This is a genomic window from Paraburkholderia sp. UCT31, from assembly GCF_014397655.1.
GTDB classification, from domain to species: Bacteria; Pseudomonadota; Gammaproteobacteria; order Burkholderiales; family Burkholderiaceae; genus Paraburkholderia; species Paraburkholderia tuberum.
On record NZ_VZQP01000002.1, the window covers coordinates 243323 to 269483 of the forward strand.

A 26161-nucleotide genomic window follows, 5' to 3' on the forward strand; every position below is an offset into this window, starting at 1 on the left:
AATTGCACTGACCCGCTGTCTACTCTGGTGAACGAACACAGGTGAACGATTACAACGAGCGGAGTATCTGGCTGCGTATGCGCGCCTTGCTTTCACTGAACGATCCGCGTTGGGGCCGGGGCGACGGCAACGGCGACCGGCAACGGCCGAACGATCCGAAGCGACCGGCACGCGACGGTGAAGGTCCGCCCGATCTCGACGAAATGTGGCGTGATTTCAATCGCCGTCTGTCCCGGATTTTCGGGCGCAGGGGCGGCGGTGTCGGCGGTGGCCGTCCTGACAACGGCCGTGGCGCGCGCATCGGCGTCGGCATTGTGATCGGCGTGCTGATCGCGATCTATCTCGGCAGCGGCGTGTTCGTCGTGCAGGATGGCCAGGCGGCCGTCGTGCTGCAGTTCGGCAAGTATCGCTATACCGCGGCGCCGGGCGTGCACTGGCGTCTGCCGTTTCCGTTCGAGTCCCACGAGTTCGTCAATGTCGGGCAGATCCGCCAGGTCGAGATCGGCCGTAGCAATGTGGTGCGTCTCGCGAACGTGAAGGACGCGTCAATGCTCACGCACGACGGCGACATCGTCGACGTGCGCTTCGCCGTGCAGTACCAGGTGCGCAATCCCAACGACTTTCTGTTTCGCAGCGTCGATCCCGATCAGAGCGTGATGCACGCCGCGCAGGCGGCGGTGCGCGGCATCGTCGGCGCGCAGAGCACTAGCGATATCCTCGATCAGGATCACGAAACTTTGCGCCAGCAGCTGATCGCGGCGATCCAGCAATCGCTCGATCAGTACCAGTCCGGTCTGGCAGTCACGGGCGTGACGATCCAGAGCGTGCAGGTGCCCGAGCAGGTGCAACCGGCGTTCGCCGACGCTGCGAAGGTGCACGACGAAAACGAACGCGCGAAACGCGATGCGCAGGCTTATGCGGCCGATCTCCTGCCGCGCGCGCAGGCCGACGTCGATCGTCAGGTCCAGGAAGCCAAAACCTATAGCCAGACCACGGTCGCGCAGGCGCAGGCCGAGGCCGAGCGCTTCAACCAGGTCTACGCCCAATACGCGAAGGCGCCGGCCGTCGTGCGCTTCCGCCTGTACATGGAAACCATGCAGCAGATTTACGCGAACGCGACCAAGGTGTTCGTCGACGCGAAGAACGGCAACAACGTGCTGTATCTGCCGCTCGACAGGCTCGTCGAGCAGAACCGCGAACGCCAGGCCGCGGCGGCGGGCGCCGCCGCTTCGGGTCCTGCTGTCGCGGGCGCGCCGCAAGCGGCGAGTGCGGCCGCGCCGTCGGCCGCCTCGGCCGCTGAGACCGGTGCCGCGGCAGGCTCCGCCGCCGATGGCGCATCCGCACCCGCTGCTTCCGCGCCTGCGCCAGCGAGCCGGCCGAGCGCCGCGTCGCTGCGCTCGCGCGAAGCGTTCCGCAATCGCATACGCGAAGACGACGTTCAATAAGGAGCGCACAAGAATATGAACCGAATCATTGCGCTCGTCGTCGCGGTCGTCATCGTGCTGTTCGCGGCATCGTCGATGGTGTTCGTCGTCGATCAACGGCATATGGCTGTGTTGTCCGCGCGCGGCGACGCGACGCCCACGCTGCTCGGCCCGGGGCTGCACGTGAAGCTGCCGCCGCCGCTGCAAACGGTCGTGTTCGTCGACAATCGCATCCAGTCGCTCGACGCACCCGACGAAGATCATTACGTCACGTCCGACAAAACTGATCTGCTGGTCAACCCGGTGATCAAGTTCCGCGTGACCGATCCGCTGAAGCTGATCGCCGAAACGAAGGGTGATCCGCAGAGTCTGCCCGACCGGCTCGCGCTGCTGTCGCGCGGCGCGCTCGGCGACGCGTTCGGCAAGTTCACGCTGTCCGACGCGCTCGCCAAACAACCGGCGGTCGCCGAAGAGGCCCGCGGTGCGATGGACAAGGGCGCGGCATCGCTCGGCGTATCGGTCGTGGATGTGCAACTCACGCGCGTCGATTTCCCGGCCGCGGTGGCCGACTCGGTATTCAAGCGCATGATCGCCGCGCGCCAGCAGGTCGCGGCGGACGAGCGAGCGAAGGGCGCCGCCGAAGCGAACCAGATCCGCGCGGACGCGCTCGCCAAGCAGCAGGCGGTGCTCGCCGACGGCCTCGCGCAGGCGCAGGGCATTCGCGGCGAAGGCGATGCAAAGGCCGCGGAGATCGCTGCCGAAGCGTTCGGCAAGGATCCGCAGTTCTACCAGTTTTATCAAAGCATGCAGGCGTACCGGAAGACCTTCAAGCCGGGCGACCTGATCGTGGTCGACTCCAGTAGCGAGTTCTTCCGCTTCATGCGTAGCCCGACCGGCGGCGTCGCCCCGGACGCTTCCGCGCCTGCTGCGCGCAAACGCTGATTACCGAAGGCCGCGGCATCCGCATCGCGGCCGCTTCACTCGCATGGACATAGCTGGTTCGTTATTGCTCGCGATCGCGCTGATGCTGATTATCGAGGGGATGTTTCCGTTCGTTTTTCCAACCGCCTGGCGCGACACGTTCCGTAAAATAGCGGAACGACCGCCGCATCAGATTCGTGTCGGAGGGCTCATCGTGATGTTGCTCGGGCTGGTTCTACTGTTCATCGCGACCTGAAGCCGGCTTGCTGGTCTGACGAACGCCGCGTGTTGCGGCGTGTTTTGCCGGCCCGAGCAAAACGCGTACTGACCGGCCACGCCGCCGCGCGTCGCGCGCGTGCCGCAAAGCGCCGCCCGGGCGTCTGTGTCAGCCGCCAGAATCAAGCCGCTCTACGTCATTCACACTCATCATCGGCGCTGCAAGACGCCGTGTTCAACGCCGTAGGACTGTATCGATGTCGACCTGGTTGCTTCCTGAGAATATCGCCGACGTGCTGCCGTCGGAGGCCCGCAAGATCGAAGAATTGCGGCGTCATTTGCTGGACCGTTTCCGCTCGTACGGCTACGAGATGGTGATGCCGCCGCTGCTCGAATACCTCGAGTCGCTGCTGACGGGCGGTGGGCACGATCTGAATCTGCGCACCTTCAAGCTCGTCGATCAGCTGTCGGGCCGCACGCTCGGTCTGCGCGCCGACATCACGCCGCAGGTCGCGCGCATCGACGCGCATCTGCTGAACCGCCAGGGCGTCACGCGTCTTTGCTATGCGGGCAACGTCGCGCATACGCGCCCGCGCGGCCTGCATGCGACGCGTGAGCAGATCCAGATCGGTGCGGAAATCTACGGCCACGCGGGGCTCGAAGCGGACCTCGAAATCCAGCAGCTGATGCTCGACTCGCTGCGTCTCGCCGGCCTCGCGAAGGTGCGTCTGGACCTGTGTCACGCGGGCGTGCTGGCGGCGCTGATCGAAGCCGAGCCGGCCGCCGAGGAACTCGGCCAGGCGCTCTACGACGCGCTGGCCGGCAAGGACGTGCCGCGCCTGGTCGAGATGACCGCGCAATTCTCGCCGGTGATTCGCGATGCGCTGCGCGCGCTGCCGACGCTGTACGGCGACGCGTCGGTGCTCGAAGAGGCCCGCGCGCGTCTGCCGAATGCACCGGCGATCGCCCGCGCGCTCGACGACCTCGCGTTCCTCGCGAGCCAGGTCGACGGCGCCGAAGTGATGATCGACCTCGCCGATCTGCGCGGCTATGCGTACCACAGCGGCGTGATGTTCTCCGCTTACGTGGACGGCGTGCCGAACGCGGTCGCGCGCGGCGGCCGTTACGACCACGTCGGTCAGGCCTATGGCCGCGCTCGCGCGGCAACCGGCTTTTCGCTGGATCTGCGCGAAGTCGCGCGGATCTCGCCGGTCGAAGCGCGCAGCAGCGCGATCCTCGCGCCGTGGCGGCACGACGAAGCGTTGCGCGTGGCGGTCGCGGCATTGCGCGATGGCGGTGAAGTGGTCATCCAGGCGCTGCCTGGCCACAAGCACGATCTCGATGAATTCGCGTTCGACCGGGTGCTGGTCGAGCGCAATGGCGCATGGGTGGTTGAACCGCGCGCTTGAGCCGCGCGTTCCGATCTACGCTGCCGGGGACCCGTCCCCCGACGTTCGCCCGAGGGCGGCGCAACCACCGCCCGAATCGCGCGCGGTCGAGCGACTCTTCGCGGCCGCGCATCCCTCCCAATACTCAACATAACGTGCATACCGTTGAGCGGAAACGGAAAAATTCCGGAAGCTTCCGCGAACCTAGGTAAAATACGTTTTTAACCAGCTTACGAAACAACATGTCTGCCAGCGCAGTGAATGTGAACCCCGGGCGCAACGTCGTCGTCGTGGGTACCCAATGGGGTGATGAGGGCAAGGGCAAGATCGTCGACTGGCTGACGGACCACGCTCAGGGCGTCGTTCGCTTCCAGGGCGGTCACAATGCCGGTCACACGCTTATCATCGGCGGCAAGAAAACCATCTTGCGTCTGATTCCGTCGGGCATCATGCATCCCGGCGTCGCGTGCTACATCGGCAATGGCGTCGTGTTGTCGCCGGAAGCGCTGTTCAAGGAAATCGGCGAACTCGAAGCCGCCGGCATCGACGTCCAGAAGCGCCTGTTCATTTCCGAAGCCACCACGCTGATCCTGCCGTACCACATCGCGATCGACCAGGGCCGCGAAGCGCGCCGCGGCGCGAGCAAGATCGGCACGACCGGCCGCGGCATCGGCCCGGCCTACGAAGACAAGGTCGCGCGCCGCGGCCTGCGCGTGCAGGACCTGTTCGACGCGCCAGCCTTCGCCGAGCGTCTGCGCGAAAACCTCGACTATCACAACTTCGTGCTCACGCAGTACCTCGGCGCTGCCGCGGTCGACTTCCAGCAAACGCTCGACACGATGCTGAGCTACGCCGACCGACTGAAGCCGATGGTCACCGACGTGTCGCGCCGTCTCTACGACGTCAACGCGAACGGCGGCAATCTGCTGTTCGAAGGCGCGCAGGGCACGCTGCTCGACATCGACCATGGCACCTATCCGTTCGTCACCTCGAGCAACTGCGTCGCGGGTGCCGCGACGGCGGGCGCGGGCGTCGGTCCGCAGAAGCTCAACTACATCGTCGGCATCACGAAGGCGTACTGCACGCGTGTCGGTTCGGGCCCGTTCCCGAGCGAACTGTACGATGCGGACAATGCCTCGCGCCAGGACCCGATCGGCCTCGAACTCGCCACCGTCGGCAAGGAATTCGGCTCGGTCACCGGCCGTCCGCGCCGCACCGGCTGGCTCGACGTCTCCGCGCTGCGTCGCTCGATCCAGATCAACGGCGTGACGGGGCTGTGCATGACCAAGCTCGACGTGCTCGACGGTCTCGACGAAGTGAAGCTGTGCGTCGCCTACACGATCGACGGCCACAACGTCGATCTGCTGCCGCGCGGCGCGACGGAAGTCGCGCGCTGCGTACCGGTCTACGAAACCTTTGCGGGATGGAAGGAAAGCACCGTCGGCATCAAGGAGTGGGACAAGCTGCCCGCCAACGCGCGTGCGTACCTGACGCGCGTGCAGGAAGTCGCGGGCATTCCGATCGACATGGTCTCCACCGGTCCAGACCGCGACGAAACGATTCTGCTGCGTCATCCGTTCAAGGTCTAAGCGATGCAAGGTGTACCCATGATCGCGATGAAAGATCCGCGCAACGACGACAAGAACCTGTGGGTCGGCTGGGACGAATATCACCGGCTGATCGAGATGCTTGCACTTGCCGTGCACGAATCGGGCTGGAAGTTCGACAAGATCCTGTGCCTCGCGCGCGGCGGTCTGCGCGTCGGCGACCAGCTGTCGCGCATCTACGATCTGCCGTTGGCGATTCTGGCAACGAGCTCTTATCGCGAGGCAGCGGGCACGCAGCAGGGCGAACTCGACATCGCGCAATACATCACGATGACGCGCGGCGAACTGCACGGTAACGTGCTGCTCGTCGACGACCTCGTCGATTCGGGCGTCACGCTCGCGCGCGTGCAGCAGCATCTGAAGGAACGCTATCCGGCCATCACCGCGGTGCGCTCGGCCGTGCTGTGGTACAAGGGCTGCTCGAAGGTGAAGCCCGATTACCACGTGCAGTATCTGCCGACCAACCCGTGGATTCATCAGCCGTTCGAGGAGTGGGACACGGTGCGTCCGCATAACCTCGGCGCGTGGATCAAGCGCGGCATCGCCCAGGCCGATGAGGCGTCGGACAATTGACGCGAAGCCGCGCGCCTCACGCTTTGTCGCATCGGATCTCGCGCGTCATCGGGGTGTCACAAAACGGAGCCCAGTCGGGCTCCGTTTTTTTATGCGTCACGCGCGGCGCCAGAACGTCCGCACCGCGACAGGCGCGTCCATATCGCAGTGCTACACTGCGCGGACATCCACGTGGCGTATCCACAACAAGCCGGGCGGTACCGGATGGGCAGTTTAAAATAGCGGTCGTTTTTTCCGCCCGGGAACGGATTTCCTCGCGTCCATGACAGATAACAATCACGTACACAAACAGCCACTGCCTTCCCTTGCGATTGCCGCGATCGGAGTGGTGTTCGGCGACATCGGTACGAGCCCGTTGTACGCGCTGAAGGAAGCCTTCAGTCCGTCGCACGGCATCCCGTTGACCGATCAGTCGATCCTTGGGGTTATTTCGCTGCTGTTCTGGGCGATCGTGATCGTGGTCGGCGTCAAGTACGTGCTGTTCGTGATGCGCGCCGACAACAACGGCGAGGGCGGCGTCCTCGCGCTGATGGCGCTGGCGATGCGCTCGGTCGATCAGAAATCGAAAATGGCCGGCCTTCTGATGATGCTCGGCATCTTCGGCGCCTGCATGTTTTACGGCGACGCGGTGATCACGCCGGCAATCTCGGTGATCTCGGCGGTCGAAGGTCTCCAGATCGCCGCGCCGCATCTGGCGCATCTGGTGATTCCGCTGACCGTCGTGATCCTGATCGTGCTGTTCTGGATCCAGCGGCACGGCACGGCCACGGTCGGCCGTCTGTTCGGGCCGATCATGACGCTTTGGTTCCTCGTGCTCGCCGTGCTCGGCCTGTGGCACATCATGCAGTCGCCGAATGTGATCCAGGCGCTCAATCCCTACTACGCGTACACGTTCATGGCCGCGCACGTGCTGCAGGCCTACGTGGTGCTCGGCTCGGTCGTGCTGGTGCTGACCGGCGCGGAGGCGCTGTACGCGGACATGGGCCACTTCGGCGCGCAGCCGATCCGCATGGCGTGGTACGTGCTCGTGATGCCTTCGCTCGTGCTGAACTACTTCGGCCAGGGCGCGCTGCTGATGCACGACCCAAAGGCGATCGAAAATCCGTTCTTCCTGCTCGCGCCGGACTGGGCGTTGTTGCCGCTCGTCGTGCTGTCGACGGTCGCGACGGTGATCGCGTCGCAGGCGGTGATTTCGGGCGCGTACTCGCTGACGAGCCAGGCGATCCAGCTCGGCTACGTGCCGCGCATGAAGGTCCTGCACACGTCCGAACTCGCGATCGGGCAGATCTATGTGCCGGTCGTGAACTGGATGCTGCTGTTCATCATCCTGTGCATCGTGATCGCGTTCAAGAGCTCGGACAATCTGGCGGCCGCGTACGGTATCGCGGTGACGGCAACGATGGTGATCACGACGATCCTTGCCTGCGTCGTGATGGTGAAGGTGTGGAACTGGAACAAACTGCTGGTTGGGCTCATCATCGGCGTGTTCATGGTGGTCGACCTGGGCTTTTTCGGCGCGAACCTGCTGAAGGTCGAAGAGGGCGGCTGGTTGCCGCTGTGCATCGGCGGCCTGCTGTTCTTCCTGCTGATGACGTGGTTCAAGGGCAGGATGATCGTGAAGGAACGCACGGCCGCCGACGGTATTCCGCTGATGCCGTTCCTGCAAGGCCTGCTCGCGCATCCGCCGCATCGCGTGTCGGGCACCGCGATCTATCTGACCGGCAGCGATTCGCTGGTGCCGGTGAGCCTGCTGCACAATCTGAAACACAACAAGGTGCTGCACGAGCGCACGATCTTTCTGACCTTCGTCACGCGCGACATTCCGTACGTGAAGGACGCCGATCGCGTGACCGTGAAGGACATGAACGGTGGCCTGTGGTTGGTGAAGGCAGCCTACGGCTTTAACGAAACGCCCGACGTGAAGGCGGTGCTGCTCGACGTCGGCCGCACGCACGACATGAGCTTCGAAATAATGGACACGTCATTCTTCCTCGCGCGCGAAACGGTGGTGCCGACGCAATTGCCGGGCATGTCGGTATGGCGCGAGCGTGTGTTCGCGTGGATGCATCAGAACGCCGCGAAGCCGACCGACTTCTTCAGCATCCCGGCTAACCGGGTCGTGGAACTGGGAACGAAGATCGAGATTTGACGGCTCGCGCGTGACGTGCGGGAGCGCAAACAAAAAGCCCACGCAATGCGTGGGCTTTTTGTTCATGCGCGCGTGCAAGCGGTTGAGCGCGCGACGCAGTCATGTCACGGACCGGAGCGCGTGCGACGACGTGCTCCGGTCCGTGACGCTCACTTCTGCTTGAGCTTCGCAAACGCAGCCGCCATCGCGCCGCCCGGCTCCGGTTCGCGCGAGCGTTGCGGCGCACCGCGTCCCGCTCCGCCGCGATTGAAGCTGCCGCCCGAGCCACCGCGATCCTGCTGCGCACCGCCGCCGCTGCGCGCGGCCGCTGCACCGGGTTCGTCGTCGAGACGCATCGTCAGTGCGATACGCTGGCGCTTCACGTCGACTTCGAGCACCTTGACCTTGACGATCTGACCGGCTTTCACGACCTCATGCGGGTCCTTCACGAACTTCGTCGACATCGCCGACACGTGCACGAGGCCATCCTGATGCACACCGATGTCGATGAACGCGCCGAACGCCGCGACGTTCGTCACGACGCCTTCGAGCACCATGCCCGGGATCAGATCGCTGACCTTCTCGACACCTTCGCGGAACGTCGCGGTCTTGAACTCGGGACGCGGATCGCGGCCCGGCTTCTCGAGTTCGACCAGGATGTCGCGCACGGTTGGAAGACCGAAACGCTCGTCGACGAATTCGGTGGGTGACAGTCCGCGCAACGCATCGCGATTGCCGAGCACTTCGCCGACCTGCTTACTGATCTTCGCGAGGATGCGCTGGACGACCGGATACGCTTCCGGGTGCACCGACGAACGGTCGAGCGGATTCTCGCCGTTATTGATGCGCAGGAAGCCGGCAGCCTGCTCGAAGGTCTTGTCGCCGAGACGCGGCACCTTGCGTAGATGCTCGCGCGACGGGAACGGCCCGTTCGCATCGCGATAGTCGACGATGTTGCGCGCGAGCGTTGCGTTTAAACCCGACACCCGCGCGAGCAGCGCGACCGACGCGGTGTTCGCATCGACGCCGACCGCATTCACGCAGTCTTCGACGACCGCGTCGAGCGAGCGCGCGAGTTCGCGCTGGTTCACGTCGTGCTGATACTGGCCGACGCCGATCGCCTTCGGCTCGATCTTCACGAGCTCGGCGAGCGGGTCCTGCAGACGTCGCGCGATCGACACCGCGCCGCGCAGCGACACGTCCATGGCGGGGAATTCCTTCGCGGCAAGCTCGGACGCCGAGTACACCGACGCGCCGGCTTCGGACACGACGATCTTCTGCAGCTTCAGCTCCGGGTGACGCGCGATCAGCTCGCTCGCGAGCTTGTCCGTCTCACGCGACGCGGTGCCGTTGCCGATGCTGATCAGCTCGGCCTGCGTTTGCGCAGCGATTCGCGCGAGCTTCGCGAGCGAGCCGTCCCAGTCGCGGCGCGGCTCGTGCGGGTAGATCGTGTCGGTCGCGAGCACCTTGCCGGTGCGGTCGACCACCGCCACCTTCACGCCGGTGCGCAAGCCCGGATCCAGACCGATCACGGCCTTCGGACCAGCCGGCGCCGCGAGCAGCAGGTCCTTCAGATTGCGCGCGAACACGCGGATCGCTTCGTGTTCGGCTTCGTCGCGCAGATTGGTCAGCAGCTCGTTTTCGAGGTGCGGCTGCACCTTCACGCGCCAGCACCAGCGGCACACGTCGGAGAGCCACTTGTCGGCGGGGCGGTTCTGATTGGCGATGCCGAAGTGCCGCGCGATCAGCGCTTCGCCCGGGTGCGGCACCTGCGCGTCGAGCTCTTCGCCGAGGCCGAGCTTGATCATCAGCACGCCGGCATTGCGGCCGCGGAACAGTGCGAGCGCGCGATGCGACGGCACCGTGCGGATCGTTTCGGCGTAGTCGTAGTAGTCGCGGAATTTCTCCTCTTCCGCGGTTTCCTTGCCTTCCACGACCTTCGACGACACCACGCCCTGGTTGAACAGATAGTCGCGCAGCTTGCCGAGCAGTTCGGCGGTCTCGCCGAATTGTTCGGAGAGGATGTCGCGCGCGCCATCGAGCGCGGCCTTCACATCGGCGACGCCTTTGTCCGCGTCCACGTACGCCGCGGCTTCGGCTTGCGGATCGAGCAGCGGATTGCCGAGCAGCGCGTCGGCGAGCGGCTGCAAGCCGGCTTCGCGCGCGATCTGCGCGCGCGTGCGGCGCTTCGGTTTGTATGGCAGATAGAGGTCTTCGAGCACCTGTTTGCTGTCGGCGCCTTCGATCGCGCCGCGCAGCTCGTCGGTGAGCTTGCCCTGTTCGTCGATGCTCGCGATGATCGCCGCGCGCCGGTCTTCCAGCTCGCGCAAATAGAGCAGGCGCTCCTCGAGATTGCGCAGTTGCGTGTCGTCGAGATTGCCGGTCACTTCCTTGCGATAACGGGCGATGAACGGAACGGTCGCGCCTTCGTCGAGAAGTTCCACTGCGGCCGCGACCTGGCGCGGCTGGACGGACAGTTCGGTGGCGATGCGCTGGACGATCTTGAGTGCTACGGTTTCCGTCATAAGGTCTTGGTGTTCCTGCGGACTCAGTGATGGGCCGCGCGCGGGCGGCAAATCGGGACAGGCCGGGCGTGCGCCGCGACCAGGTTGCTAGAGCGGGGCATTTTGCCATAAATGCCAAAGGGCTCAACCGGGGGGTGTTAGAATTTCGGGCATGTTCCGTTGACCCTCTACGACGTTGCCAATCTCCTTGTCCCTCAACCGCCTGGTCTCTTCGCTGGCGTCAGGTTCACTGCCGGGTTCACTGCCGGGTTCGTCTCAATTGCCGCTGGTTTCTTTGCGCTCGTTCGGTCGGTCGGCTTTAACGGCTGCCGCGTCGTGCGTGATCGCCGCAGCGCTCGTCGTGCCGGTGTCGGCCGCGGCGCAAAGCGCGACGCCGGCGCAAGGTACGGCGCCCGTCGCGGCCTCGGGCCCGCAAGCCGCCGCAACCGCCGACGGCCCTCAAAGCGCAAGTGACGTAGCCGTGCTGGACAAGTCGTTCGACGAGCGGCAACAGGTGCTCAATCAGCGCACCGACGACAACAACTATCAATTCGCTGTCGCGCAACACAACTGCTACAGCCGCTTCTTCGTCAATCACTGTCTGAACCGCGCGCGCGACGCGATGCGCAGCGTGCAGGCGGACATCCGCAAGGAACAGCTCGCGCTCGACGCCGAGCAGCGTGCGCAGCGCGCCCGTGAACGCGACGAACGCACCGCGTTGCGGCGCGCGCAAAACGAGGCGGAAGCGCCGCAACGTGCCGCCGAAGACGCGCGCAACGAGCAGGCGTATCAGGAAAAGCTGCGTCAGCACGCGCTCGATCAGGCGCAGCACAACGCCGAGGCGCCGCAGCGCGAAGCCAATGCGCAGGCCTACGCGGAGAAGCAACGTCAGCACGCGCTCGATCAGGCGCAGCGCAACGCCGCGGCACCGCAGCACGAAGCCAATGCGCAGGCCTACGAGGAGAAGCAGCGCCAGCACGCGCTCGATCAGGCGCAGCGTGGTGTCACGCCTGCGCAGGCGGCGGCCAATCAGAAGGCCTACGACCAGAAGCAGAGCGACTACCAGCGCCAGCTCGAGGAAGCGCGTCGGCAGGGTGCGCAAAAGGCCGCGGAGCGCCAGCAGAAACAGGAGACTTTCGAGCGGAAGCAGGCCGAGGCCGCGCAGCACAAGCTCGATGTCGAAGCACGTCAAAAGCAGGCCGCCGAGAAGGCCGAGCAGAAGCGTCAGGACGAGCTGAAGCAGCAACAGCTCGAAGAGCAGCAAAAGCAGCAACAAGAGCAACCGTAAGCGTGCTGTAGTGGCTGTATCGTAGAGTAAGCCGTGGCGGTCGTGGCCAGGGCCGCCGTAGTCGCCGTAATGCGTTTTGAGGCGGACAGCAACCTCAGGCATCGGACCGCGCGCACGCGGTTCGTGCCGCCGACCAGAGGAGGCGAGCATGCGCGATCGTCATCACGTCATCGACGCAAACACACTTCGCGACCGCATTCTGCAACTGGAATCGGAGCATAGTGGACTCGACCGGTTGATCGACCGGATGTCGGATGAACCCGGCATCGACGACTTCGAGTTGCAGCGCCTGAAAAAGCGCAAACTTAAAGTCAAGGACACCATCATCTTGCTGCAATTGCAGCTCGAACCGGACGCGCGCGCCTGAGTTCGCGGCCTGGCAGGCGCCGGGCGCGCAGTGCGCGAGCCGGACTTAGCAGGAACGCTTGCCTTGAATTCATCGCATGACACTTCATCCCGGGCCGCGCCGGACAACGCATCTGCTTCGGGCACGCCCGCGCCGCGCGCGGCAGCACCGGTGCCAGGTGTGTCGCTGAATCGGCGCCGCGCGAGCGAGCTCGACGACATCTTCGCCGACAACGGTCTGCTCGCACGGCAGATCGACGGTTATCGGCCGCGTGCGTCGCAGATCGAGATGGCACGCGCGGTTGCCGCGGCGATGGAGGCGTCGGGCCGCGCGATGCCCGAGCCCGCGATGTTCGAGACGCAGAAGCGCCCGGCGCGGCGCCTGCAGCAGACCGGCGCTGAAGCCGTCTCTGAGTCGACCGGGAGCAACGCGCAAGCCGATGGCGTCGACGGTGGTGAGAATACGCTGATCGTGGAGGCGGGTACCGGCACCGGCAAGACCTATGCGTACCTCGTGCCGGCCATGCTGTGGGGCGGCAAGGTGATCGTCTCGACCGGCACCAAGCATCTGCAGGATCAGCTGTTCCAGCGCGACATTCCGACCGTGCGCGACGCGCTCGCGGTGCCGGTGTCGGTCGCGATGCTGAAGGGCCGCGCGAACTACCTGTGCCACTACTACCTGCAACGCACCGCGGACAACGGCCGTCTGCCGTCGCGCCAGGAGACCTCGTATCTGCAGGACATCGTGCGCTTCGCGAAGATCACGCGCACCGGCGACAAGGCCGAACTCGCGAGCGTGCCGGAAACGGCGCAGGTGTGGTCGATGGTCACGTCGACGCGCGACAACTGTCTCGGCCAGGAGTGTCCCTACTACAAGGACTGCTTCGTGATGCAGGCGCGCCGCGAAGCGCAGCAGGCCGATATCGTGGTGGTCAACCACCATCTGTTTTTCGCCGACATCATGCTGCGCGATACCGGCATGGCGGAGCTGCTGCCGACTGCGAATACGGTCATCTTCGACGAAGCGCACCAGCTGCCCGAAACCGCGACGCTGTTTTTCGGCGAGACGCTATCGACCGCGCAGTTTCTCGAACTCGCACGCGATTCGGTGGCCGAGGGCCTCGGTCACGCACGCGATGCGGTCGATTGGGTCAAGCTCGGCGCGACGCTCGAGCGCGCCGCGCGCGACGTGCGGCTCGCGTTCAAGGAAGACTCGGTGCGTCTGTCGATCGGCCAGCTGCCCGACGATCACCCGCTGTTCGCCGCGCTCGAGACGCTCGAGGCCGAGCTCGACGCGTTGGCCTCGGCGTTGGCGGGCCAGGCCGAGCGAGCCGAATCGCTCGGCGCGTGTTTGCGTCGCGCGCGCGAGTTGCAGGACGTGCTGAGCGGCTGGACCACGCCACCCACGAGTGCAGAACGCGACGCGGTTGCGACCCGCGAGGGTGACGCCAGCGCGGAGCGCGCCGATCCGAATGAAAAGGTGCGCTGGATCGAGGTGTTCTCGCACACGGTGCAGCTGCACGAAACGCCGTTGTCGGTCGCGCCGATTTTCGCGAAGCAGCGCGCCGGCGTACCGCGCGCGTGGATCTTCACATCGGCGACGCTGTCGGTGCGCGGCGACTTCACGCACTATGCGGCGCAGATGGGCTTGAACTCGAAGCGCTCGATGACATTGCCGAGCCCATTCGACTATCCATCGCAAGGGCTTCTGTACGTACCGCGCAATCTGCCACAGCCGTCGTCGCCGATGTTCACCGACGCCGTGTTCGATGCCGCATTGCCCGCGATCGAAGCCTCGGGCGGCGGCGTCTTCATGCTGTGCACGACGCTGCGCGCGGTGGATCGTATCTCGGCGAAGCTGCGCGACGCGATCGAGTCGCGCGGCTGGGACTATCCGCTGCTCGTGCAGGGCGATGCGAGCCGCACCGAACTGCTCGACCGCTTTCGCGCCTACGGCAATGCGATCCTGGTCGGCAGTCAGAGCTTCTGGGAAGGGGTGGACGTGCGCGGCGACGCGCTGTCGCTGGTCGTGATCGACAAGCTGCCGTTTGCGCCGCCGGACGATCCCGTGCTGGCCGCGCGGCTCGACGCACTGACGAAGAAGGGCTTGAGCCCGTTCGCCGTGCATCAACTGCCGCAGGCCGTCATCACGCTGAAGCAGGGCGCCGGCCGGCTGATTCGCGCGGAGACCGATCGTGGCGTGCTGATGATCTGCGATACACGTCTCGTCGATAAACCTTATGGCCGCCGCATCTGGCAGAGTCTGCCGCCGTTCAAGCGCACCCGCGAGATCGACGTGGTGCGTGAGTTCTTTGAGGAGAGCGCTGGGCCAGCGGCGCCGGTTTGATAGGGGATGTGTTCCACACATGCGACGAGCTCCGCAGCGGAAAGCGGCCCTGAATGACAAAACGCCACGGATGTGAATCCGTGGCGTTTTTCTTTTCCCGTTTGCGGCTCGCGCCGTTTCCGGCCAGCCTCCAAACGTTTCGTGCGCAGGCGCTGTAGCGGGAGCGCCGCTACAGCGCCGAACCGTTGCGGCTTACTGGCTTGCGCCTGCTGCCGGCGATGCTGCTTCAGCCGGCGATGCTGCTTCAGCCGGCGATGCTGCTTCGGCCGGCGATGCTGCTTCGGCCGGCGATGCTGCAACTGCCGGCGATGCTGCTTCAGCAGGCGATGCTGCCGCCGGTGCGGACGCAGCTTCCGACGGTGCAGCAGCCTGATCGTTGCTCTTGTTGCATGCAGCGAGTGCCACAACTGCCAACAGGGATGCTACGAGGAGGGATTTCTTCATGATCACGTCCTTTTATGGTTTAAAGGTAAGCAACAGCGCAAAATAAAACCGGTAATGTGCTCCAACACCGACCTGGGCCGCTGGTGGAGATGCTCTTTTGACGAGCTGGAATCTTCCCTACGGCTTGGGCGGAAATTATATGCACTTTCGTACTGACAGTCGATAAATGCGGGTCAATACGTTGTCTTTCTCATACAAAATTTCACTGTACGGTATAACAGGCGGGCAGAGTTACGCAATCTCGCCTACCTGTATCCAGCCCGCACAATACCACTCGTGTAGCAGTGCTGTCACCGATGAATCGTGCGATAGTGTTACAAAGCGTTTCGCACTCATGCACCGCAGATTTGCGAGTTCAAACAGCCATTTTTTCGCGCCGGTCCACGATATTTCTTCTCCATTTACGAAGAAAAAACGTCGTTCATACAACAGGTTAGTCTTGCGATCGAGCCGTAGACCGGATCTCGACGCCGCGCCGATGAAACGGGCTTCGTTGAGCGGCCGTTGCGGCGGATCGAAGACGACACTCGGCTTGGGTTCGCTGAGGTACGTACCAAGGAACGACGCAATGTCCTGCTCATTCCATCGCACTTTAGCAAGCATCGCGCCCACCCGTTCGACGAGCGCCGCGGGCAACTCGGCCGGCTGTTCGACGGCGGCCTGCCGTGGGTCGCGATAAAGGGCGCCCGCCTTGCCCGTGGCCTCTCCGCGCTCGGCCAGGTGGTAGAGGAACTGCGCGGTCAGCTCGCTTTCGGAGGGCGCGCGAAAACCGATCGAGCAGGTCATGCATTCGCCCTCGGCGATGCCGTCGTGCGCGATGTGCGGCGGCAGGTACAGCATGTCGCCGGGCTCGAGTACCCACTCCTGTTCGTGCTCGAAGTGCTGTAAAACCTTCAACGGCAAGCCGGGCTGCAGCGTCAGATCTTTCTGCGCGCTAATGCGCCAGCGGCGCTTGCCTTTTACTTGCAAAAGAAACACATCGTAGGAATCGAAGTGCGGGCCGACGCCGCTGCTATCGGTCGCATACGAAATCATCAGGTCGTCGAGACGCGCGTCCGGCATGAAACGGAAACGGTCGAGCAACGCGCGCGCGCGGTCGTCGTGCAGATCCACGCCCTGCACGAGCAGTGTCCATGCGCGCTGTTTGACGGACGGCAGTTCGTCGGGCGCGAACGGGCCGTGCTCCAGCTGCCATTTGTTGCGGAAGTGCGTGATCAGGCGCGCTTCGACGTCGTCCCGATCGGCCAGCTCGAACAGCTCGTCGCGCGACAGCGGCGCTTCGATGTCCGGAATCGCCTGACGGATCAGCAGCGGCTTTTTCTGCCAGTAGCGGCGCATGAATTGCGACGGGCTCAGATGGCCGAGAAGTGCGGTCGGAACGTCGGGCGAGGGCGGAAGAATGGGCCGCGTGGCCGGCGTTGCAGCAGACGGCGAGTTGCTTGCCGAACCTGCATCGGCCGGGAGGTGAGTGGGCCGCCTGGGCATCGTATAATGTGAGTTGTATTTTGGAGAATCGAATGAAAATCGCAAAGAACACCGTCGTGTCGGTCGCCTACAAGCTGTCGGATGCGCAGGGCAATCTGATCGAGGAAAGCGAAGAGCCGATGGTCTATCTTCACGGCGGCTATGATGGCACGTTCCCCAAGATCGAGGAAGAGCTCGACGGCCACGAGGCTGGCTTCGAGACCCAGATCCAGCTCGAGCCGCAAGACGCGTTCGGCGAATACGATCCCGAGCTTGTGAAGATCGAGCCGCGCGATCGCTTCCCGGAACCGCTCGAAGTCGGCATGCAATTCGAAGGCACCCCCGAAGATGGCGACGAGGAAATCGATGCGCTGGTGTACGTGGTGACCGACGTCGCGGAAGACAAGGTCGTGCTCGACGGCAATCATCCGCTCGCCGGCATGGCGCTGCGTTTCGCGTTGACCGTCAAAGACGTGCGTCCGGCAACTGAAGACGAAATCCAGCACGAGCACGCGCATGGCGCGGACGGCCTCGAAGTTCTCGACGACGATGAAGACGAGGACGAAGAAGACAGATCAAAACCGACCCTGCACTGAGCTTGCGGGCATGCGCGGTGTCGTCGCGGGGGCAGACGGCACCGATGCGGGCAACGCAGGCGAGGCTGGCAGTATCGACCCCGGCGGCATTGAGATAGCGGGCCCATAGTCGCTGCCGCCCTGGTCGGACGGGATGCGCGGCTGCTGCTCCTGCGACTCTCCAGGCGTCTGCAATACGGGCGGCAATTCCGACGCCGGCCCGAAACCTTCCACATTCGGCATCTCCGGCGCAACCGGCATCGACGCGCCGGATTCGTCGCGCGGCGATGCGGGCGGCAAGACCGGCGGCGTGGTGGGCAGCGGCATCTGCTTCGGCACGTCGCGCACGCTGACTCTGAACGGCGGCTTCCTGCCGAAATCCGCTTCTATCTGAATCCATTGGTTGAGACGATCATGCGGCGCGAGCGCAATGCGCGTGAGGTTCGTCACGACCGTCCCCTTGTCGTTGCGTAGCGGCTGATCGATGACGAAACCGCCGGCCGGCCGGTCGTCGTCTGCATGAATGACGACCACGGGTCCGGGGAAAATCTGCGCGAGCTTGACCAGACTGCGCTTGAATTCCAGAAAGCCGTCGCGGCGCGAGCTATGTGCGAAGTGCAGCCAGGCGAACCGTTCGGGTCGCTCGTAGCGCTCCGGGTCGAAGTCGCCTTGAATGAACACGACGATCGCGCGCGCGTCGCGGCGCTTCGCGTATTCGGCCGCGTGCTCGAGCCAGAATGCGTTGGCGATCACGCGATCTTCGAACTCGCCGTTGCGGCCGCCCGCGCTCAGGTAGTGGTTGTTCGGACCCGGCGCGTTCAGGCCGATGAAGACGATGTCGCCGGCTTTGGTGTTCGCTTTGTCGTTCGTTGTTTCGTTGACCACCCAGCGCACGTTTTCACGGAACGGGCGGAAGCGCGACACCTCGCTCTCGCGCGTCAACGCGATCGGGTTCTGCCCCATCGACGTTGGATCGGCGAACAGCGTTTGCCGCAACTGGTCGAGCCGCTCGACCGGATCGAAGCCGCCGCCTTCCGCCGTGCCGCAATCGACCCAATCATGCTGGCCGGGGATAAAGAAGAGGGCAGTGCGCGAACTGTCGAGCAGCGCGTGGCGGCGCTCGAATAGCGCGTCGCGGCAAACTTCCTTTGGCCCCTTCAGATTGCCGTCGTAGACGATGAAGCGCACGTCGCGCTCGCGGCCGATCGCCTCGAGCAGCCGTTGCGTGGCGGCTTCGTCGGCGGGGCTGTGCATCGTGCCGGAAATCACCGCGAACGCGAAGCGCGAGGCCTCGGCGTGCGCCGGCGCGGTCCATGCGCACACTGCCACGAGCACGACGATGCCGCCTGCCGGTGCGAGCACGTGGCGCAGCGCCGCGCGAAGCCCGCGCGGGCGCGGCGGCGGGTGTCCCGGCGTGTCAGTGGTCCGCATCCGGCGCGACGGCCAGTTCATGCAGTTCGTACAGCAGATCGAGCGCTTCGCGCGGCCGCAGATCGTTCGGATCGATGCCGCGCAGACGCTCGACGAGTGTCTGCATCGCGGGCGACGCAGGCGTTGCGTCGCTCGCCGCCTCGTGGTCGTCGTCCGCGTCTTCGGCGAGCATGGCAGGCTGCGTCGCGAACAGATCGAGTTGCGGCGCGGGCTGCGCGGCCGATTGCTGCTCCAGATGCGCGAGATGCTTGCGTGCCGCGCGGATCACCGCGTTCGGCACGCCGGCGAGTTGCGCGACCTGCAGACCGTAGCTCTGATTGGCGGGCCCCTCGTTGACCGCGTGCAGGAACACGATGCCGTGCCCGTGCTCGACTGCCGACAGATGCACGTTGGCCGCGTGCGGAAACTCCGCGGGTAGTTGCGTCAGCTCGAAATAGTGCGTCGCGAACAGCGTGTAGCAGCCGTTGTGGGCGAGCAGGTGGCGCGCGATCGCCCACGCGAGCGCGAGGCCGTCGAACGTCGACGTGCCGCGGCCGATCTCGTCCATCAGCACGAGGCTTTGCGGTGTCGCGTCGTTGAGGATCGCGGCGGCTTCGGTCATCTCCACCATGAAGGTCGAGCGGCCGCCGGCGAGGTCGTCGGCCGCGCCGATGCGCGTGAAGATGCGGTCGATCGGTCCGAAGGCCGCGCGCCGCGCCGGTACATAGCTGCCCACGTAAGCGAGCAGCGCGATCAGCGCGGTCTGGCGCATGAAAGTCGACTTACCGCCCATGTTGGGACCGGTGATCAACAGCAGCTTGCGCTCGGTCGCGAGTGAGCAATCGTTGGCGATGAACTGCTCGACCTGCGCCTCGACCACCGGATGACGACCCTGCTCGATGTCGATACCCGCGTTCGCCGAGAACGTCGGCGCAACCCAGTCGAGCGCGCGAGCGCGTTCGCCGAGCGCGGCCAGCAGATCGAGTTCGGCGAGCGCGAGCGCAACGCGCTGACAGTCGGGAATGAACGGCAGCAACGATTGCAGCAACGCGTCGTACAGTGCGCGTTCGCGCGCGAGCGCGCGTTCCTGCGCGGACAGCGCTTTGTCCTCGAAGGTCTTCAGCTCGGGCGTGATATAGCGCTCGGCATTCTTCAGCGTTTGCCGACGGCGATAGTCGTCCGGCACCTTGTCGGTCTGGCCGCGCGTGACTTCGATATAGAAGCCGTGCACCTTGTTGTACTCGACGCGCAGATTGCTGATGCCGGTGCGCGCGCGTTCGCGTGTTTCGAGATCGATCAGGAACTGTCCGCAGTTCTCCGAAATATCGCGCAGTTCGTCGAGCTCGGCGTCATAACCACGCGCGATGACGCCGCCATCACGCACCATCGCGGCCGGCTCTTGCGCGACCGCGAGCTTCAGCAAATCGGCGCACGCGTGCGGCGGTTCGAGCGCCGCGTCGATGCGCGCGAGCGAATCCGCGTTCGAGGCCACCGCCGCGAGCTGCGCGCGCAATGCAGGTAGCGCGATGAAGGTATCGCGCAGGCTCGACAGATCGCGCGGCCGCGCCGACAGCAGCGCGAGACGTCCGGTGATCCGTTCGATGTCCGAAATCTGCCGCAATGCGCTGCGCAATGTCTCGAGGTCGGCGCCCTGCGGCGCATCGAGCAACGCGCCGATCGCCTGCTGACGCGCCTGAGCCACCGCCGAATCGCGCGGCGGATGATGCAGCCAGTGCCGCAGCAGGCGGCTGCCCATCGTCGTGCAGCAGGTGTCGAGCAGCGAGCACAGCGTCGGCGATTCGGTGCCGCGCAGTGTCTCCGTGAGTTCGAGGTTGCGGCGCGTGGCCGGATCGAGGCCGATGTATTCGGATTCGTATTCGACCTTCAGGCTGCGCACATGGCGCAGTTGCTGGCCCTGCGTGGACGCCGCATACAGCAGCAACGCGCCGGCCGCGCCGCACGCGCAGCCGAGCGAATGCGCGCCGAAGCCGTCGAGGCTCGCGACTTCGAGCTGGTCGCACAGGCGCTTCGTGCCCGAGGTGATATCGAAGTGCCAGGCCGGTACACGCTTGAGCGCGCTGGCGTTGACAGGCGGTGTCCAGCTGGTCGAATCGGCGGTGGCGTCGGCGACCAGAATTTCCGCGGGACGGATGCGCTCCAGCGCGGCGGCGACCTGATCGGGCGCGACTTCGGCGAGGCGCAGCGCGCCGCTCGCGAGATTGAGCCACGCGAGACCGACGCTCGTGGCGACACCGCGGCGATTGTGCGCGACGCCCAGCGCGAGCAGATAGACGTCGCTCTTGTCGGACAGCAGCGCGGCGTCGGTCAGCGTGCCAGGCGTAACCACGCGCATGACCTTGCGCTCGACCGGGCCTTTCGAGGTGGCCGGGTCGCCGATCTGTTCGCAGATCGCGACCGATTCGCCGAGCTTCACGAGCTTGGCCAGATACTGTTCGACAGCGTGATGCGGCACGCCGGCCATCTTGATCGGATTGCCCGCCGACGCGCCGCGCTGCGTGAGCGTCAGGTCGAGCAGGCGCGCGGCTTTTTCCGCGTCGTCGAAAAAGAGTTCGTAGAAGTCGCCCATCCGGTAGAACACCAGCGTGCCCGGATGCTCCGCCTTGATGCGCAGGTACTGCTGCATCATCGGCGTGTGTTGTGCGACGTCGTTGGCCGCTGCGGTTTGAATACCCATCCTTCGTGTCTTCTTGCGGTAGATGCTCAGGGCGTGAGTTTAACCCGCCGGCGCGGCGAGCGGACCCTGGCCGAACGGACGATGCCCAACACAAGAGCTGAACGTCAGCATGACCTATTCGATCAAAGCGGGGGTTGCACGCCGTCGCGGCGGGTTACGGCCGTCGAGCCGAGCCTCGCGCTGTCATTGCTGGAGCACCGTGGTGCATTCATTCCTCGATCATCGCCCGCATGTCCACCCTGCGTTCGTTCGCCGCGCTGCGGCGTTTCGCGAGCCACATCAGCAGCGTGATGAAGGTGCCGAACACGACGATGATCCACTGCGCGGGCATCTTCGCCGTGAGCAGCAGCGCGTACACGCCGAGCATCAGCAGCACCGCGAGGTTCTGGTTGAAATTCTGCACGGCGATCGAGTGACCGGCCGACAGCAGCGTCGCGCCGCGATGCTGCAGGATCGCATTCATCGGCACGATGAAAAAGCCCGACAACGCACCGAGCACGATCATCAGCGGATAGGCCAGCAGAATGTAGTAGGGCGCGACGTGCGTGCCGAAGCGCAGGCCCGCGCCCGCCGGGAACAGGTCCTTGTTGTAGAAGGCCATCGCGATCGCCACCGCGCCCGTCAGCACGCCGACCGGCAACACCTTCAGCGAGTGGCGCAATGGAATCAGCGCGGCCGCGCCCGCCGCGCCGATCGCGATGCCGAAGCCGGTCACGCCTTGCATCACCGCCGCCTTCGACAACGACAGCCCGAGGTTCACGTTCGCCCATTTGAGCACCAGCAGCTGCATCGTCACGGCGGCGCCCCACATCAGCGTGGTCACCCACAGCGCGATCTGCGCGAGCTTGTCGGCCCACAGCACCCGGAAGCAGTGATGGAAATCGCCGACCAGCTTATTCGGCTCGGTCAGCCGGTTCGGATAGCGCGCGCCAGTGTCCGGAATGAAGATGTTGATCGCGGCGGCGATCGCGTAGGTGAGCATGACCGCGCCCATCGCGAGATCGGCGGCCGAGCGGATCAGCGGCATATGCGCACGCGTGACGAAATGCTCGAAGACGGTGCTGATCAGCGCACCGCCGAGCATCGTGCCGGCGATCGTCGACAGCACCGTCGCCGATTCGAGCCACGCGTTCGCCTCCACGAGCTTTCCGGCGGGCAGCAGCTCGGTGAGGATGCCGTACTTGGCGGGCGAATACGCGGCTGCGCCGAAGCCGACCACGCCGTAGGCGATCATCGGATGAACGCCCAGAATCATCATCAGGCAGCCGCTCGCTTTCAGCGCGTTGGAGACGAACATCACGTGGCGCTTCTGCATCGAATCGGCGAACGCGCCGACGAACGGCGCGAGCAGCACGTACGAGATCGTGAAAAAAATCTGCAGCAGCGGCGTAACCCACGCGGCCGAGCGCATCACGGAAAGCAGGGCGATGGCGGCGATCAACAGCGCATTGTCGGCCAGCGACGAAATGAACTGTGCGGCGATGATCGTATGGAAGCCTTTTTTCATGGGGCAGATTGGAGGCTGCGCCCGGGGCGAAAGTCGGGCAGGGTCAAAGCGGCATGGAGCAGGGAACGGTCCCGCCGGAGTACCGCCCCGAATAACTTCCCGCTTTTTAGCACGACGCTCCGCACACTGGAGCGCCGCCAACAGAAAAGCGGCCGAAGCCGCTTTTCTCTGCAACCGTTATGCGTTGCCGCGGACCGGCCGCGGCGGCGCACCTTACGCCGACTGCTGGCGCGTGCGGCTGTAGCGCGACAGGATCGGAATCATCTGCGCGTAGACCTTCGGGTTGCCCGCGACGACTTCGCCGACGTGCAGGAACTCCGAATCACCGGTGTAGTTGCCGACCAGGCCGCCGGCTTCGGTGATCAGCAGGCTGCCCGCCGCGACGTCCCATGCGTTCAGGCCCTGCTCGAAGAAGCCGTCCATGTGGCCGGCCGCGACGTTGGCCAGATCGAGCGCGGCGGCGCCCGGACGGCGCAGGCCGGCGCAGGCTTCGGTCATCTCGGCGAACTGACGGCCGTACGATTCGAGGCTGTCCTGCGCGCGGAACGGAAAGCCGGTGCCGATCAGGCAGTCGGCCAGGCGGTCACGCTTGGCGACGCGGATGCGGCGATCGTTGAGAAACGCCCCACGGCCGCGCGATGCGGTGAACAGATCGTTGCGGGTCGGATCGTAGACGACGGCCTGCGCGACGACGCCCTTGTGCGCGAGCGCGATCGACACGCAGTAGTAAGGGAAGCCGTGGATGAAGTTGGTGGTGCCGTCGAGCGGATCGATGATCCACTGGTATTCGGAATCGTGGTCCGACTTGCCCGACTCTTCGGCGAGGATGGCGTGATCGGGATAGGCGGTCTTCAGCGTTTCGATGATCGCCGCTTCGGACGCTTTGTCGACCTCCGTGACGAAATCGTTGTGCTGCTTTTTGCTGACCTGAATCAGGTCGAGATCGAGCGATGCGCGGTTGATGATCTGAGCTGCGCGGCGCGCGGCCTTCACAGCGATATTGAGCATGGGATGCATAAACTGATCCTTGTGCCGGGGCAGCACGGCTGCCGGCCGGTAAATAAGCGCGAAACTGCGCTGACGTGCGCCGCAACGACGCAAAAACAGCACGGAACGGCAGACCGGCTATCAAACCGGAGAGCATTCCGTCGACGGAGACGAATTGAATAAGAACGGTGCGACCGGTTCGACGCGAGCTTCAGCAAACGTCGGCGCCGGACGCGAAAAGCGGTATTTTACCTGAGTCCGGGCGCCCTCGCGCATGCTCGCTCACGTGCGGCTGATGTACCGCACAGGCGCCCGCCGGTGCCGGTCCGATGCTGCGCCCTCGTCCGCGCGCGTGGCTCGCGCGTGCGCCTGATTCGGCATCGGTGCCCGTTGGCGCTACCATACGCGTCTTGAGTCCCAGCCAGCCGAGTTTCATCGTGGAGCACACCCACCATTCCTCCGACCCCGCCGTGGCCGATTTGCGCGGCGGCTTCACGTCGACGCGTTTCGTGCTGGTCGAGCCCAGCCATCCGGGCAATGTCGGCGCCGCGGCGCGCGCGCTGAAAACCATGGGCTTTTCGCGGCTCGTGCTCGTGTCGCCGCGCGTGCCGAACGTGCAGAACGACCCCGAAGCGATCGCGATGGCGAGCGGCGCCGATGACGTACTCGCCTCCGTGCACGTGGTGCCGTCGCTCGCCGATGCACTGACGGGCGTGCACTGGTCGATTGCGCTGACCGCGCGACTGCGCGAATACGGTCCGCCGCAATGGACGCCGCGCGCGGCTGCCGCCGCCGCGCACGCAGAGGCGATGCACGGCGAGATCGCGCTGGTGTTCGGCAACGAACGCACGGGCCTGTCGAACGAGGACGTCGAGCGATGCAGCGCGATCGCGCATATTCCGGCCAATCCGGCCTATAGCTCGCTCAATCTCGCGCAGGCGGTGCAGGTGCTCGCCTACGAGCTACGCACCGCGTACCTCGGCGCCGACGAAGCGAGCGACGGCGCACCCACCGCGGGAGCACACGCGGCGCCGGCCGAATCCGCCGCTCCACGCGCGCAGATGGCGGCCAGCGACGAGATCGAGAGCATGTTCGCGCATCTGGAAAGCGCACTGGTCGCGCTCGAGTTTCTCGATCCGGCCAATCCGAAGAAGCTGATGTCACGGCTGCGGCGGCTCTTCGCGCGCTCGGGCCTCGAGCGCGAGGAGGTCAACATCGTGCGCGGCATCGCCAAGCACATCCTGCTCAAGACCAGACGGACCGGCTGACGGTCCGTTGACCAGCCCGTGACGGCGCACCTGATGCGCCGCCTTCGTCTGACGACAACCTTGCAGGTGACGGGGACTTCCGGCAGGTTTCGCGCAATCGCCCTACAATCCACGAAACGTTAGAAGCAAAGCTGCTGCCGTGCTAAGCGGCAGCGATGCCGTTAGCTATGGCGCGAAATGCAGAGTCCCGCGCATGCGCAAACCGCGCGGATTCGCTCACGCAGACGGTTTTCCCCCAACAATACAGTCCCTGCCATGTTCACGAGACTTCGCGAAGATATCGCCACGATCCGCGAGCGCGATCCCGCCGCCCGCAGCGCATGGGAAGTGCTCACGTGTTATCCGGGGCTGCACGCGCTCGTGCTGCATCGGATCGCTCACGCGTGCTGGCGCGCGAAGCGCCGCTGGCTCGCGCGTTTCGTGTCCCAGATGGCGCGCTTCATGACCGGCATCGAGATTCATCCGGGCGCGAGCGTCGGGCGGCGCGTGTTCATCGATCACGGCATGGGCGTCGTGATCGGCGAGACCGCGCAGATCGGCGACGACTGCACGATCTACCAGGGTGTGACGCTCGGTGGCACGTCGCTCACGCGCGGCGCGAAGCGGCATCCGACGCTCGAGCGTGGTGTGATCGTCGGTGCGGGCGCGAAGGTGCTCGGCGGCTTCACCGTCGGCGCGGACGCGAAGATCGGATCGAACGCGGTCGTGACGAAGCCGGTGCCCGCGCGTGGCACGGCGCTCGGCAATCCGGCGCGGATCATCGTCCCGGCCGCGGCGGCTGCGAACGGTGCGAACGGTGCGAACGGTGCGAACGGTGCGAACCCGAATGCGAACAACGCCGCGCGTAACGCGAAGCGCGGCAGCGAAATCAGCGCGTTTTGCGCATACGGCATCACGCCCAACGCGGACGATCCGGTTTCGCTCGCGATTCACGGTCTGATCGACCATGCGGCTACTCAGGCGCGACGTATCGATGAAATCGTCGATGCGCTCGAGCGGCTCGGCACGAGCCTCGAAGGTCTGCAAGGCGCGGATGCGGCGTTGCTCGATTTGCGGCGGCTATCGGCGGC

20 protein-coding genes are annotated in these 26161 nt (G+C 65.1%); 13 read left to right on the top strand and 7 right to left on the bottom strand.

Going from position 1 to position 26161, the window contains the following annotated elements:
• The first annotated feature begins 41 nt into the window (after window positions 1-41).
• From hflK to F6X40_RS02365, 7 genes are all read left to right on the top strand, one after another.
• Entirely contained in the window at window positions 42-1445 is a 1404-nt protein-coding gene (gene hflK, locus F6X40_RS02335) for an FtsH protease activity modulator HflK (protein WP_184067632.1), read from the top strand.
• 15 nt (window positions 1446-1460) lie between these two features.
• The gene (hflC, locus tag F6X40_RS02340; RefSeq protein WP_187626680.1) at window positions 1461-2366 is read left to right on the top strand and encodes a protease modulator HflC; all 906 of its coding nucleotides are present in this window, start codon (window positions 1461-1463) and stop codon (window positions 2364-2366) included.
• A gap of 43 nt (window positions 2367-2409) precedes the next feature.
• Window positions 2410-2601 (top strand): DUF2065 domain-containing protein, encoded by a 192-nt coding sequence (locus tag F6X40_RS02345; RefSeq protein WP_090800720.1) that lies wholly within the window; start codon window positions 2410-2412, stop codon window positions 2599-2601.
• A gap of 217 nt (window positions 2602-2818) precedes the next feature.
• Window positions 2819-3970 (top strand): ATP phosphoribosyltransferase regulatory subunit, encoded by a 1152-nt coding sequence (locus F6X40_RS02350; protein WP_187626681.1) that lies wholly within the window; start codon window positions 2819-2821, stop codon window positions 3968-3970.
• Window positions 3971-4191: 221 nt separating this feature from the next.
• Window positions 4192-5538 (top strand): adenylosuccinate synthase, encoded by a 1347-nt coding sequence (locus tag F6X40_RS02355; protein ID WP_184067641.1) that lies wholly within the window; start codon window positions 4192-4194, stop codon window positions 5536-5538.
• A gap of 18 nt (window positions 5539-5556) precedes the next feature.
• A complete protein-coding gene (locus F6X40_RS02360; RefSeq protein WP_184048954.1) occupies window positions 5557-6129 on the top strand; it encodes a phosphoribosyltransferase in 573 nt (190 codons plus the stop codon).
• A 262-nt stretch (window positions 6130-6391) separates the two neighbouring features.
• Entirely contained in the window at window positions 6392-8278 is a 1887-nt protein-coding gene (locus F6X40_RS02365) for a potassium transporter Kup (RefSeq protein WP_184067643.1), read from the top strand.
• 149 nt (window positions 8279-8427) lie between these two features.
• Here F6X40_RS02365 and F6X40_RS02370 read toward each other — a convergent pair whose 3' ends face one another.
• Window positions 8428-10782: a Tex family protein gene (locus F6X40_RS02370; RefSeq protein WP_187626682.1), complete on the bottom strand. Its 2355-nt coding sequence runs from the start codon at window positions 10780-10782 to the stop codon at window positions 8428-8430.
• Window positions 10783-11101: 319 nt separating this feature from the next.
• On the opposite strand from F6X40_RS02370, the gene F6X40_RS02375 reads away from it, so the two are divergent.
• The 3 genes from F6X40_RS02375 (at window position 11102) to F6X40_RS02385 (ending at window position 14741) form a co-directional block, all read left to right on the top strand.
• The gene (locus F6X40_RS02375) at window positions 11102-12049 is read left to right on the top strand and encodes a hypothetical protein (protein ID WP_316251781.1); all 948 of its coding nucleotides are present in this window, start codon (window positions 11102-11104) and stop codon (window positions 12047-12049) included.
• Between the two features lie 148 nt (window positions 12050-12197).
• Window positions 12198-12416 carry a DUF465 domain-containing protein gene (locus tag F6X40_RS02380; RefSeq protein ID WP_013089766.1) on the top strand — a complete coding sequence of 73 codons (219 nt, stop codon included), beginning with the start codon at window positions 12198-12200 and terminating at the stop codon, window positions 12414-12416.
• A 63-nt stretch (window positions 12417-12479) separates the two neighbouring features.
• Window positions 12480-14741 carry an ATP-dependent DNA helicase gene (locus F6X40_RS02385; protein WP_187626684.1) on the top strand — a complete coding sequence of 754 codons (2262 nt, stop codon included), beginning with the start codon at window positions 12480-12482 and terminating at the stop codon, window positions 14739-14741.
• 192 nt (window positions 14742-14933) lie between these two features.
• Here F6X40_RS02385 and F6X40_RS42085 read toward each other — a convergent pair whose 3' ends face one another.
• Entirely contained in the window at window positions 14934-15185 is a 252-nt protein-coding gene (locus F6X40_RS42085) for a hypothetical protein (RefSeq protein ID WP_167368596.1), read from the bottom strand.
• A gap of 231 nt (window positions 15186-15416) precedes the next feature.
• Window positions 15417-16670, bottom strand: a complete 1254-nt coding sequence (locus F6X40_RS02395) for a cupin domain-containing protein (RefSeq protein ID WP_187626685.1) — start codon at window positions 16668-16670, stop codon at window positions 15417-15419.
• Window positions 16671-16702: 32 nt separating this feature from the next.
• Here F6X40_RS02395 and F6X40_RS02400 point away from each other — a divergent pair, with 32 nt between their 5' ends.
• A complete protein-coding gene (locus F6X40_RS02400) occupies window positions 16703-17245 on the top strand; it encodes a peptidylprolyl isomerase (protein WP_184067661.1) in 543 nt (180 codons plus the stop codon).
• Here the strand turns inward: F6X40_RS02400 and F6X40_RS02405 are convergent.
• From F6X40_RS02405 to F6X40_RS02420, 4 genes are all read right to left on the bottom strand, one after another.
• Window positions 17225-18676 carry a hypothetical protein gene (locus tag F6X40_RS02405; RefSeq protein ID WP_262421340.1) on the bottom strand — a complete coding sequence of 484 codons (1452 nt, stop codon included), beginning with the start codon at window positions 18674-18676 and terminating at the stop codon, window positions 17225-17227. The two genes, F6X40_RS02400 and F6X40_RS02405, sit on opposite strands and share 21 nt — an antisense overlap.
• Complete coding sequence (gene mutS, locus F6X40_RS02410; protein WP_187626686.1) at window positions 18642-21329, bottom strand: DNA mismatch repair protein MutS; 2688 nt, start codon at window positions 21327-21329, stop codon at window positions 18642-18644. The genes F6X40_RS02405 and mutS overlap by 35 nt, the downstream gene beginning before the upstream one ends.
• Before the next feature lie 208 nt (window positions 21330-21537).
• Window positions 21538-22836 carry a lysophospholipid transporter LplT gene (lplT, locus tag F6X40_RS02415; RefSeq protein WP_187626687.1) on the bottom strand — a complete coding sequence of 433 codons (1299 nt, stop codon included), beginning with the start codon at window positions 22834-22836 and terminating at the stop codon, window positions 21538-21540.
• Between the two features lie 213 nt (window positions 22837-23049).
• Window positions 23050-23853, bottom strand: a complete 804-nt coding sequence (locus F6X40_RS02420; protein WP_187626688.1) for an inositol monophosphatase family protein — start codon at window positions 23851-23853, stop codon at window positions 23050-23052.
• A gap of 407 nt (window positions 23854-24260) precedes the next feature.
• On the opposite strand from F6X40_RS02420, the gene F6X40_RS02425 reads away from it, so the two are divergent.
• On the top strand, window positions 24261-25091 hold the full coding sequence (locus F6X40_RS02425) for an RNA methyltransferase (protein WP_187626689.1): 831 nt from the start codon (window positions 24261-24263) through the stop codon (window positions 25089-25091).
• A gap of 255 nt (window positions 25092-25346) precedes the next feature.
• Window positions 25347-26161, top strand: an 815-nt coding sequence (gene cysE, locus F6X40_RS02430) for a serine O-acetyltransferase (RefSeq protein WP_187626690.1), incomplete at its 3' end; no start/stop codon positions are given.